The organism is Microcoleus sp. w2-18bC1, assembly GCF_036700365.1.
GTDB lineage: Bacteria > Cyanobacteriota > Cyanobacteriia > Cyanobacteriales > Microcoleaceae > Microcoleus.
This window is the reverse complement of sequence record NZ_JAUBOS010000077.1, coordinates 16,342-28,161: the sequence shown is the minus strand read 5'-3', so window position 1 is coordinate 28,161 and position 11,820 is coordinate 16,342. Positions and strand designations below refer to the sequence as shown.

At 43.9% G+C, this 11,820-nt stretch carries 8 protein-coding genes and 1 pseudogene; 1 reads left to right on the top strand and 8 read right to left on the bottom strand.

The genetic code is table 11. The annotated features are described in order from the left end of the window. Nucleotides 1-75 precede the first annotated feature (75 nt). From QT979_RS25420 to QT979_RS25410, 3 genes and pseudogenes are all read right to left on the bottom strand, one after another. A pseudogene (locus tag QT979_RS25420) lies at nucleotides 76-961 on the bottom strand (transposase); the annotation flags it as partial. 640 nt (nucleotides 962-1,601) lie between these two features. Beyond that, nucleotides 1,602-2,744, bottom strand: coding sequence for a glycosyltransferase (locus QT979_RS25415; RefSeq protein WP_333312051.1), 1,143 nt, complete (start codon nucleotides 2,742-2,744; stop codon nucleotides 1,602-1,604). A 27-nt stretch (nucleotides 2,745-2,771) separates the two neighbouring features. Beyond that, nucleotides 2,772-3,953: a glycosyltransferase family 4 protein gene (locus QT979_RS25410; RefSeq protein WP_333312050.1), complete on the bottom strand. Its 1,182-nt coding sequence runs from the start codon at nucleotides 3,951-3,953 to the stop codon at nucleotides 2,772-2,774. Between the two features lie 73 nt (nucleotides 3,954-4,026). Here QT979_RS25410 and QT979_RS25405 point away from each other — a divergent pair, with 73 nt between their 5' ends. Next, nucleotides 4,027-6,261, top strand: a complete 2,235-nt coding sequence (locus QT979_RS25405) for a hypothetical protein (protein WP_333312049.1) — start codon at nucleotides 4,027-4,029, stop codon at nucleotides 6,259-6,261. 184 nt (nucleotides 6,262-6,445) lie between these two features. Here QT979_RS25405 and QT979_RS25400 read toward each other — a convergent pair whose 3' ends face one another. The 5 genes from QT979_RS25400 to QT979_RS25380 all read right to left on the bottom strand — a co-directional run bounded on the left by QT979_RS25400 (nucleotide 6,446) and on the right by QT979_RS25380 (nucleotide 11,807). Beyond that, the gene (locus QT979_RS25400; protein ID WP_333312048.1) at nucleotides 6,446-7,636 is read right to left on the bottom strand and encodes a glycosyltransferase family 4 protein; all 1,191 of its coding nucleotides are present in this window, start codon (nucleotides 7,634-7,636) and stop codon (nucleotides 6,446-6,448) included. 301 nt (nucleotides 7,637-7,937) lie between these two features. Beyond that, the gene (locus QT979_RS25395; protein ID WP_333312047.1) at nucleotides 7,938-9,341 is read right to left on the bottom strand and encodes an O-antigen ligase family protein; all 1,404 of its coding nucleotides are present in this window, start codon (nucleotides 9,339-9,341) and stop codon (nucleotides 7,938-7,940) included. Between the two features lie 143 nt (nucleotides 9,342-9,484). Then, entirely contained in the window at nucleotides 9,485-10,414 is a 930-nt protein-coding gene (locus QT979_RS25390) for a glycosyltransferase (protein WP_333202428.1), read from the bottom strand. Next, nucleotides 10,408-11,535 carry a glycosyltransferase family 4 protein gene (locus QT979_RS25385; protein ID WP_333312046.1) on the bottom strand — a complete coding sequence of 376 codons (1,128 nt, stop codon included), beginning with the start codon at nucleotides 11,533-11,535 and terminating at the stop codon, nucleotides 10,408-10,410. Before QT979_RS25385 ends, QT979_RS25390 begins: the two co-directional genes overlap by 7 nt. Continuing rightward, complete coding sequence (locus tag QT979_RS25380; protein WP_333312045.1) at nucleotides 11,532-11,807, bottom strand: glycosyltransferase; 276 nt, start codon at nucleotides 11,805-11,807, stop codon at nucleotides 11,532-11,534. The genes QT979_RS25385 and QT979_RS25380 overlap by 4 nt, the downstream gene beginning before the upstream one ends. Between the last annotated feature and the right edge of the window lie 13 nt (nucleotides 11,808-11,820).

Genomic DNA, 11,820 nt, shown 5'->3' with positions numbered 1-11,820 from the left:
TTATGTTCAACTAAGCAAATCGAAAATTATTTTGCTCACTGCTGTTACTGTACCTCTTAGTCACGCAAAGTGCTGTACTATTCTGTCCTCAATACTCTGTTTGTTATTTTCAAATAACCAGAGTTGTTGGCGATAGACTTCTGTGAGGACTAGCAAAGTTTTATATTGCTTTTTGGTCAGACTTTCCAGAGTCGCACCTGATTCGATTAGCTGATCAATATGAGCCAAGTTTCTTTTGATATATTGCAGTTGTTTTTTAATTGCTTGGATTTTTTTGTTTCTGGTCGGTCGTCGTTGTTTGGCTACTGCTAAGTAGTCTTTTCTGGCTATTTTTCTGTAGGTTCTGGGTTTTTTCTTGATTTTTACTGTGAGAGATTTATAGAGAATGTCGATGATTTTTTCGGTATGAACTCGGGCTCGGTTTAATAGCCCTAAGTCCGTCGGATAGCTAATATCCGCTGGAGCACAGGTCGCATCTACGATTAATTTTCCTTGATTGGGTGATTCATTTTTTGCGTCCGAATCCTTTTTTTTTTCGGGTTTGACTGGGATGGTTTCGCGCATTTTTTCCACCAGGCGTTCGTTCACTTTATTAATTAGATTCGCACTAATACGCCCGTCGAAAGTGAACTAATAGCGACGGGTCAAATGGGAACTCGTTGCTGTAGAGTGATTGACCGATAAAGTATTGTAGATACGGGTTTTCACGGATTTGTTCTACTGTTTCTCTATCGCTAATTAAGAGTTTTTCTTTGATGATTAATGCCCCCAATGCCATGCGAAATGATTTGGCTCTTAAGCCCATTTCGGTCGGGAAATTTTCAGCATATTCTGCTTCAAATTCATCCCACGGGATAAGTTCGGCCATCTTTACCCAACGGTTATCTCCTGACAACCTTCCTTCAAAGGGTAGTTTAAAGTCGGATGGGGGGCTTGGGGCAAGCTCAGCTTTTCTGTACACGATCGCAGGTGGTGATGCACGGGTTTTGAGTCATTATACCTGTTTTTCTTGCACCCTTCCACCTTTTTAGGGTAACACAACTCATACAGTGTTTACTTTTGCAACTGCTTCAGCAAACCCTAACTATCAGTCTACGTTTTTGAGACACAGATTTTGAGATAAGTTTTGCAACAGTTTTTGGTGGGGTGAAGCCAGTTTCTGGTTGGTTGGAGCGGGTGTTGCAAAAACGGTCGTTTTTGCAGCAGTTTCTGAGGAAAATTTAGACCGAGCCGATATGATGTTTGATTTGTAAAGGGTGGATCAAGCAATTATTAAGGAGCCTCAACTTTTTAGCTATGCTGAATTTTGGTTGGTTGCATTTAACCGGGTCTCGTTTGCATGATGTGGGCTGGTTGCATTTAATTTGGTCTCATTTGCATTTAATCTGGTCTTAAATTTGGCTTCAGTTGCATTTAATTTGGTCTCAAAAAAACTCTGATTGCGGTTGGGAGTGATGATGATTGCGGTCTCCTACACCTATCCTGCGATGCGAGTGAAACTGGGCAAAATGTCGCACTTATAAATTCGTAAGAACCTAGCGAAGAGGAGGTTACTTGAATTTTGTAGAAATTGGATATAACTCATAAGATATTGGGACAAGTCAGGTAAAAGTTCTGGCTAGCAAATCTGCAATCTGGCGATCGATGTTGGTCTGCTGAAAACGTCGTCTAGCCATCTCGTAGGCCGATTGGGCGATCGCGATCGTATACTCAGGTTGGTTATGACAGGTATTAATAACTTCTGCGAGTTGGTCTGGCTTGCCGGGAGGAACTAAAAAGCCATTGATGCCTGGTTCTATTAATTCAATAGCCCCTCCAGATTGAGCAGCAACTATAGGTCTACCACACAGCATAGCCTCGACAATAACTCTCCCAAAAGGTTCGGGTGCGGTTGAGGTATGGGCAACTAAATCACAAATTGCCATTAACTGCGGAATATCTGAACGAAAGCCTAAAAACTTAACTCGATCTTCAAGTCCTAATTCTGCCACTTGTTTATGTAATTGCTGGACATAATCCTGCTCGCCAAAGAGCGCATCACCAACTAAAATAGCTGTTACATTTTTTGGACAGTAGGTAAGTGTTTCAATTAAAATATGTTGACCTTTCCAAGGTGACAATCGGCTGAAATGACCTACGATAAATTGCCCATCAAGTTCTAGCTGTGTCTTGAGTTGGCTACTTTTAGAGTGATCGCTCTGATAGACTTCAGGCTCAAAGCCATTGTAGACAACATCGATTATGTCCGAGCGTCCTCCTGCTTCTAGGAAAGCAGTCTGACTTGCTTTAGAGTTAGCAATAACCAATGATGCAAAGCGATTAGCCAAAGTTACAGCTACTTTTAAGTTAGTTGGGCTGAAATGGTCTGTAGATAAAATGTCATGCAAATGATACACGATAGGGCGACGACTTAAAAAGCTAGCTAATGCACCAACAACTAGAGCTTTTTGCGTGTTGGCGTAGATCAAATCGTATTGACGAGCTTTTTGAACAACTTTAGCAATCAAAGGCAGTAGCGCGGTAACACTACTTAAACTCTGTATCAAGCTGCTTTCTTTACGAACTTTTATCGCGGTACTCGCTAACACCTCAACGGGAATTTGCTGTTGTTCTAGTAATTGCCTAAAAGAACCATCTACAAATAAGCCAACTAGACAGCTATCTCGATAGGGTTTGGCAATATCTATTAGGCAAAGTTCGGCACCACCAGGCTTTCCGCTCTGGTCTAAAAATAGTATTTTCATGTTGTTTCTTGATAATAAATTGCGTAATTATTGATCCTTTTTCGGCTGAATCAACAGCACTTTTCTAACTTTTTGCGCGATGTTCTGCCAATCAAAATTCTTAGCAGCGTATTCCTGACACGCTTCTCTAGAAGGCATCGGCACTTTTCCACTTAGCAGTTCTGCCAATCGCTCAGCTATAGCTGTTGCCTCTGTAGAAGCAGTAATCAAATTTGGTGAAAACGGCTCTAAAATTTCTGGCATTCCACCCACTGGAGTACATAGCGCTGGAGTACCACAGGCGAGGGATTCTAGCACAGCTAATCCAAATCCTTCTAAAGATTGGCTCGGCATCACACTTAGGTCGGCGGCTTGGTAAGCTATGGGCAGTTGGTCATCTGGCAAAAAGCCGAGAAATTTAACGTTGTCATTGAGTCCCAAATCTGTTGCTTGCTGCTCAAGAGCCGTTTGTAGTGGCCCTTTTCCTGCGATCGCCAGCCAGATATCAGGAATTTGAGGTTTAATCATCGCGAGCGCCATCAACAGCTTATCGAGTCCAACTCGATGCACTAAGCGACGCGCTGTAAATAGAATCGGGCGATTTTTGGGCCAGTCCATCTGCGATCTGGCGACCGGGCGCGATCGATTGAGTTGAAATCGCGACAGATCGACACCGCCGGGAATTACGTGAATTTTGTTCCAAGGAACTTGATATTCTTGATGTAAAATATCACCAAATGCTTTGCTCAGGACAATAAAGCGATCGCACCGATGATAAACTCTGTCTTCTAGCCAATGCTTCAAAAAAACGCTCAGTTTACCAGAACCCTCCTGCTTACTTTCCAAAGCCCAAGGCCCGTGAAAGGAAAAGGTAACAGGAACCCCCGGAGGTAAAACTTGCAAAAGAGGAAAACTATATAGTGCAAAATGCAGATTAATGGCATCGGGTTTTGCAGATTTTAGTTGCAAAAAATTGGAGCGAATCAGCCAAAGCCGTTCCCAGAGTCGATGTTCTGGTTCAGCTAAATTAGTGAGTTTTACGCTAGAATTTGACTGAGTTTTTGGTAGACCAACTCCACACAATTCAACTTGATCTTGACTGGCTGCTAGTTGATGCGTGAGCTCATATACATATCGATCCAGACCTCCCGGTGTTTTCGGAAACCATCCGATTCCGACGCAAAGAATGTTTGCTGCTGTAGCAGCAGGGTTAGTTGTATAGTTTTCCACTTGGTTGTTGGCAAATATACATTAAAGTTACAATAACTGAGACATCCTGATTATAGCTGTATATTGTCAGATCATGAAGAATCGATTTCTGTTGCTAGTAAACAAATTATGGCAAAAACAGCGGTTATTCATCCAAAAACTGAAGAACTCTCTGAATTATTTTAAGCCGATCGAGAACGATCACCAACATCGCAGGATGAGTTTCTCAGCCCAGGCGATCGCAGGAGTCATCATCTCTACTGTAACTGCACTGTCTGTAACTGCACTGTCTGTAACTTCAAACCCTTTACCCAATATCTCCTACAAAACATCTTGGATCGGTAACACCTTTGGCGGTGGCAGTAAGTGGGTACAAATTCAAATCAGTGCCATGTACGTGGCAAACGATGGCACTGTTTACACCAATAGCGTCTGGGATGAAGCGGGTAGAGAGGCAGGAATTTATAAAGATGGAGATGCGATCGCCAAAGCTAGTAATCTTCATGGATGGGGGAGAACAGGAGGAGAAGCAGTCACGGCAAATAGTAAATACCTTTATATCGCCATGGCACAGGGGACAATAGACAGGATGGTAATTCAAGATTATCCCCCCTCTAAAACAGAGTGGTATTGTGTGAAACGCTACAACTTATCGGGAGAACCTGCTCCTTTTGCAGGTGGGCGTGGTTACGATAAAAGTATGTTAATTGTTAGCACATCCGGTCAAGTAACTGGATTAGCTAACGTTGGTAGCGAGCTTTATGTCAGTGATAGTGCCGCCAATCGCATCCGCGTCTACGATGCCGAAACTATGGCAGAATTACGCAGTTGGTCAGTCGATCGCCCCAAACAAATAGCTGTAGATTCTCAAAGTAACCTATGGATTCTGCAAGCAAAAGACGCTAGTAATCCTCCCCAGATTCTGCACTATTCCAAGACAGGAACCTTATTATCCCAGAAAATTACCGATGTTGTAGACCCTACAGCCCTCGCGATCGATCCTCAAGGTAGGCTATTAGTCACAGAAAATGGCCCTCGTCAACAAGTGCTGATTTACGATATCTCAGGAATCCCTAAGTTAATAGGGGCTTTTGGCACTCAAGGCGGCATTTATTCTGGAACTCGCGGAGAAGTTGGAGAACTTAAACTCAACGGTTTAACAGGAGTGGGTACGGATCGAGCCGGGAATATCTACGTTAGCAATGATGGTTTTGGCGGTTCAGGAACCGACTTGAGAAAGTTTTCTCCTCTCGGAAAAAGGCAGTGGCAATTATTGGGTTTACAATTCGTAGATAATGCCGATGCCGATCCAGGTACTGACGGAGTGGATGTGTTCACCAAACACGAACATTTCGTCATGGACTATAGCAAAGAAAACGGTCAGGAATGGAGCTATAAAGCATATACCCTGGATAAGTTTCGCTACCCAGACGATCCGCGACTCCACAACCAAACCCATTCAGCGGCATCAGTTTTTGTCCGTAGAATAGACGGAAAACGTTTCTTATATCTTACCGGGATGTTTGCCCACCAGATTAGCATCTACCGCTTTGATGGAGAAATTGCCGTTCCCAGCGCCATTTTTGCGAGGGATCATTCTACCTGGCCAACCAATCAACCAGCGACGGGAAGCTGGTTATGGCATGACAAAAACGGAGATGGCTCAATTCAAAGTAATGAATATGAAAGTTTAGGTGCAGAAGATGATTCGATTTGGGGTTGGGAAGTTGATAGTAATGGGGATGTATGGCAAGCTAGTGAATCTGGCTACATTAAACACTATCGCTATCTGGGATTAGATACCTATGGCACTCCGAGCTACAATGCTGCCTCTTCCGGAAAAATACCAATGCCAGCGCCTTTTAACAAGCTCTTAAGAATTAAATATTATCCCGATACAGATGTAATGTATCTCGGAGGCTATACAGTCGATCGCCCGCATACAGGTGAGGAATGGGGAATAGTCGGCACAGAGATTGTGCGCTACGACAACTGGACAAGGAATAAAACACTGCGCTGGCGCATAACTCTTCCTTACGATCCGAAAGCCAACCCCATGCTAATTATTAAGGCAATGGATGTGGCAGGCGATAGAGTATTTGCCGTTGATTCTAGAAAGGCTGAAGTATATGTGTACGATACCAGCACAGGAGCTTTTGTCGCAAAGTTAACCCCCGGTACAGAGGTGGCCGGTGAGACTGGCTGGGTAGATATCCCCTACGCACTGCGCGCTTATCGGAGAGCAAATGGTGAATATGTAGTGTTTGTAGAGGAAGATGCGAAAGCTAAGGTGATTGTGTATCGACTTGCAGAAAAGCGTGAAGGCTAGACTCAGTAAATTACCGAATCATATCAAATCCGGTGGCATAGAAATTAATATTATCCACAGTCAGGACACGGCAGCGCCGTTTCGCTACAATTAATCAGGCAATGGTTACATCTTTAGCGAAGGCGATTGATTATTTTGGGGTAGGGAAACGGCATTGCCCCTCCGTGAGATCAAGTTTCAAACTTTATTTTGTTTCCATACCGGAACACTCGCAATACAACTTTTCCGTCTTCTCAACCATCAATTCTTGATCGAATGCCACGGAGGCAAACTCTAAACAGTGTTTGTTCATTTGCAAGCGAAAACCCTTGTTTGCAAGCTTTTGGATGGCTTTTGATAAAGCCTCTGGATCGTCAAAGGGAACGATATAACCTGTTTTTCCATCCTCAATCTGATCCCGAGATCCTCCGCCTTCTGTCCGGATGGTAACTGTTCCGCAACTCATCGCTTCCGCCACTACCAGAGGACAGCCTTCTGAGCGACTCGGTAGCACAAAAATGTCTGAGGCCCAATATACTTCCCGCAGCTCGTCCACATACCCCAAAAAGATAAAGGAACGCGAATCATCATCACTAACAAAGGCATATTCTTTAATCTCCTGCTCCTGATGGCCGGAACCTACAAATAAACACTTCACAGACATTTCAGGAACAGCATTTCTCGCTTGTCTAACGGCATCAATCAAAAGATCGTGACCCTTATTCCAATTGAGTCTGCCTACCAGAGAACATACCAGGTCTTTTTCTTCTAATCCAAACTTTTTGCGTACATTTTCTCGCTCTTCTGGACTGGGAGGACGAAAATATTTCGTATCGATGCCATTTATAATTTTGCGGACTTTAGTTTTGTGAAAACTCAAATCTTTTAGCAAAAATCTTTCAATGTCTGAAGAGATTGCAATAAATACTTTTGGGGCAAATAGCTTCAAAAATATGAAGTATTTTGTGGTTTGCGGTCGCAATACGGCATCTTTAAGTAGTGTCGGATCTTCACCGTGTACTGATGGATGAAATGTAGCAACACAATCTATGCCAGTGATGATTTTGAGAATGCGCCCCAGAATTAACATCGCGTATCCGTGTGCGTGAAATAGGGAAATATCGTATTTATTTACGAGTTCCAAGATCCGAGTAATTTTACCCCAACTGGGAAAAAGAGGTTTCAGATCCTCAAAAATTATCCACTCTTCTGATAAGTCTTTAAGTGCTTCAAAGCGGCTGACAGAACCTGCATTATAATTCACAGGTCCCGTAATCAGAACGACCTTCCACCCAAGCGCTTTTAAACCGCGAATCATAGTCTCGCAATGGGAGGCAACCCCATCATTACAATCGACACGCTTTAAGAGAAAACCTACTGTTTTTTGTTTTTCCATTTTCTGTTCTTGACCTCATAAACTGTTACTTGGGACACATTTTTTTATCGATCGGTGGTGGTGTTTTCCAAGTTTTTATCATTAGCACTGATAAATTTTACCACGATTAAGAATCAAAGACAATGTTTTTTATAATAAATTTGTGCGCTCGTTAGTTTTTTACAATTTACATTGTTTTTGCGACTTAGTTCCTGACTGTAAGTCACGTTAAATTTTTACGCTCGTATTGAAAACCAACATTATCTCGATTTCTCTAGTTTTGATCTAAAATTTTTTAGTCTTGAAAATTAAAATTTCTATCTCATTTAAATCCGGCAATTCGTTGATGCTGGTAGTGCTTGTTAGCTGCCATGCCTATACCCAAAAATCCCCAGAAAACCATGCCAGAGATACCAACGATCACATTTGAACCAGCTAGCATTGGCAAGAACCCAACAACAATAGCACGAGATGCACTGGCAAACGGATCAGACTTAGACTTAGAGGATTGGAACAGGCTGTAAAAAATTAGGAGTAAACCACCTATATAGGGAATGGCTCCCATCCAGCCCAAGGTGAGAAGTAGTTCGATAATTCCACTGTCGATTGGCTGAAGAGTTCCATTTCCCTTACCAATAACCTCACTCAGCGCAAGATTTAGTGTTCTGCCGTAGAGGTCTGCTCTGTCCTTTGCACTCTGATCGTCTTTAACGTTAGACAAACTGGTTACACGAGACTGAATGACTTGGGAAAATGGCTCGACTGTGGACAATGGTACAAGACATAGGGCGATCATCAGGACAAAAGCAATTAAACGAATTTGAAAACTCCCTTTTAGAGAAGCGAGCAGGGTAATTAAAGCTATTATCAAACCTCCCCAAACTGTGCGTACCGATGTTAGCAGGACAGACAAAATGCCAACTGCTAAACCAGGAATACGCAAATTGCCTTGACCAATAAATAGCAAGATATTCCCCGCTAGCATCACTAATCCAAACTGTAAGGGCGCATTCATGGTACTCCACACTCGAAGTCCAAGGGGTTCGGGGTTTCCCATACTGGTATATAGTTTGGTCTGTATCAGCCAGAAACAATCCCACTCAGGTGCAACTAAGTATTGATAGACGCCATAGGATGCTGTCACTAACACACCCCAGAGAAAAGTGCGCTGAATGTTTTCGCGATAGCTGGGGTAATCTCGCCAGTTCACAAATAAGTGGAAACCAAACAGAATGGGGCTGACCCAAGTCATCAGAGAGACGATCGCCGGAACAGGTAAGCCATTAATCAGACCAACCAGAAAACCATAAAACACACCCATAGCAGATAGGATAAAAGGTAAGCCACCTTGTTGATGTGCTTTGGGAAGGTTGCGGTAGAAAGTTACAATGGCGATTGTTGCCACCAGTAGAGGGGCTAACAACATGGGACTGGGATCGGTAAAACCGCTCCGAAAATCCGACACACGGCGAATAAAAGGTGTGAGGAAAAACACCCACCAAGTGAAACCTACATAGAAGATGGGATACCGCAAATATAGGAACAGGCCGACGGCAAGAGAACCCGCTGGAAAGATTATATTCAGAACTTTACCCAGACCTGCTGCAAGGCAGAGGGCAGTAATCAGTAAAAGTCCCAGGATTGCCATCCAAGCTGCCTGGGGTTGTAGTGTCAGAGAGAAGCCCTGTTTTCGAGAGTTATTCGGAATTCCCTGTATTTGACTCATTACTAACTACTTTTTAGGTTTGTGGAATCTTTAACTAGATATTCAGTTTTAAATCTGAGCTTTTAGGAATCTTTAACTAGGTTTTAGGTTTGAAGAATTGTTTTCCCTAGAACCTAACACCTAACACCTAACATCTTACATCTTTATTCGGACTGTTGCCATGTTTCCCAAGCCTGCCAACGTCCACGTAGAGATGCCAGTAATTTCTGTCCTGCTAAGGTGCCTTCTTTAGGTAGGAATCGTAACCATTGTAAAAAACCCGGGGCATCTCGTGTTCCCACGAATGTTGCCCAGAATACAAATGCAGTACGTCGAGTCAATGATAGGTTTTCTAACAAAACTAAAGTTTCATTGTGTACGGCATTAATTAAGGCAATGTCATTGAATCTATTGCGTTGATCTTCGTCAAAACGTTGGGCTGGAAAGTGATCGACTGCTACTTTTGGATCGTAGATTAGCTTCCAGCCTGCCCGTTTTAAGGCCAGACTAAATGCTAGTTCAAAGTGTACCTGGGCTCCAGTACCTCGCATCCGGCGATCGAAGTGCATTTGGCCGATCGCACTCCGCCGAAAACTCATGTTTACACCCTTGAGCACATCTACCTCACGGGCTTCTCCCATCCCTAAGTGATGTCCGCCGATGACTCTGCCAAACCACTGCACTTGTCCCACTACTTCGCGTTCCCCCTTTTCTAACTGGGTGCCGTGATACACCCAATCCCGCCCCCCTACCCCACCGATATTGCTATCTGACAAAAAGTGAGCCTCGATGCGTTCCAGCCAATCGGTGTGAGGTGCGGCATCATCATCGGTAAAGGCGACGATAGCCCCACAGGCGACATCCATTCCTACATTCATGGCGGCTACCACACCAGACTCTCTCACTGTGGCAGTTCGCAGTGGTAAGAATTTTGAGTTTAATGTTTGGACAAATGTCCAAGTTTCAGTATCCGTATCCCGAACTACTACTAAGACTTCATCAGCGGGACGTTTTTGCTTTTTGAGTGCGTCTAAGCAGCGTGCTAAGTCTTTCGGGCGACAGTAACTGGGAATGACAACTGAGATAGTCAGCACGGCTGGAGTTCCTCAAATAAATTCACATAATTACTTGCCATATTAGCCCAGCTATGCTGTTCGGCTATAGTTCTAGCTACTTGACCCATTTGCTGTCTTTGTTGCCGATCGCATTTAACTAATCGATTCAAGGCTTCAGCTAAAGCCTGTGTATCGTCTGAGTCTGGCAAAACGAAGCCACAGTCTGGTGTCACCAACTGCGCCGCCCCCGTCGTAGCAGCCGTAATCACGGGTATTCCTGTCGCCATCGCTTCCAGTACCACTAAACCAAAAGGCTCATAACGGGACGGAAAAACTAAAAAATCTGCTGCTTTCATCAAGTCGGGGACATCTTGCCGGAATCCCAGAAAATGCACCCGATTTTCTAAGTTTAGCGATCGCGCTAACTCAGGATAAGGACTACCTGCGGTTCCACCCACAACTCCGAGGTGCAATTGGGGAACTTGCACTAAGGAATGCAAGACTGTATCCAAGTTTTTCCGAGGTGTACGGATATCCCCAGCAAATAGCGCCAGAGGCACTTCCTCTGATAAACCCCATTTTTGCCGATCAACAATACCAGGAGCAAATTCTCGTAAATCAATGCCATTTAAGATCGTCCGAATTCGATCGCGTGGAACACCGATCGCGATTAATTCTTGGGCGACTTTCTCAGAAACGGCTACTACGACTTTCGCGCGATCGAAGGCTTTTTTCTCCCAATCAGCATTTAAGGCAGTGTAAAACCGCTGATAAGTGCCACGCAAGCTCAGATTTTGTGTTGAGAGATTGCAGGGCGATCGCAACCAGGAACTATGGATAAAATGCACTGCATTCACATCTCCCTTAGCCGAAGTAATTGCACCATTGAGTTTAATAACGTCAAATTCTTTTTGATGTTTATTTAACCACCAAGCACTTTGAGTGGAGAAAGCTATTTCTCGAACAAGTTGCAATGGATACTTTTTAACTGGAATAGAAATCCAATCGACCTGACTGTGTTGTTGCAGTTTCGGGTCTACGTCACTCGCTAACAAGGTAACATGATGACCGCGGCGAATCGCTTCTGTGACGACTTCATAGTTCACGCGACCTTGACCGTCGCCTTTCATGACTTTGTGTGTAACGAGGCAAAGCTTCATTTACTACCTCTTTTTTGAGACAAAGTTGCTTCGTACAAAGTCAGATTATCGCGGGCATTCCCATGCCAACTATACTTTTGTGCCGCAGCATAGGCATTACGGCGCAATTTTTCCAGGTAGGGGCGGTCTATAATTAAGCGTTCCAAAGCATTTTCGATCGCCAGAGTGTCACGAGGCGGGACTAAAATGCCATTATCCCGATCGCGCTGAACTTCCATCGGCCCTGGGGTGGAAGTGGTGACAGGGGCTAAACCGCAAGCTATAGCATCCATAAAAGCGACGAAT

What these genes read in the sequence shown, in the direction of transcription:
- QT979_RS25400 (WP_333312048.1), bottom strand. Translation starts at nt 7,636, where the DNA reads ATGGAAAAACAAAAAACAGTAGGTTTTCTCTTAAAGCGTGTCGATTGT.
- QT979_RS25405 (WP_333312049.1), top strand. Translation starts at nt 4,027, where the DNA reads ATGAAGAATCGATTTCTGTTGCTAGTAAACAAATTATGGCAAAAACAG.
- QT979_RS25380 (WP_333312045.1), bottom strand. Translation starts at nt 11,807, where the DNA reads ATGGATGCTATAGCTTGCGGTTTAGCCCCTGTCACCACTTCCACCCCA.
- QT979_RS25415 (WP_333312051.1), bottom strand. Translation starts at nt 2,744, where the DNA reads ATGAAAATACTATTTTTAGACCAGAGCGGAAAGCCTGGTGGTGCCGAA.
- QT979_RS25385 (WP_333312046.1), bottom strand. Translation starts at nt 11,535, where the DNA reads ATGAAGCTTTGCCTCGTTACACACAAAGTCATGAAAGGCGACGGTCAA.
- QT979_RS25395 (WP_333312047.1), bottom strand. Translation starts at nt 9,341, where the DNA reads ATGAGTCAAATACAGGGAATTCCGAATAACTCTCGAAAACAGGGCTTC.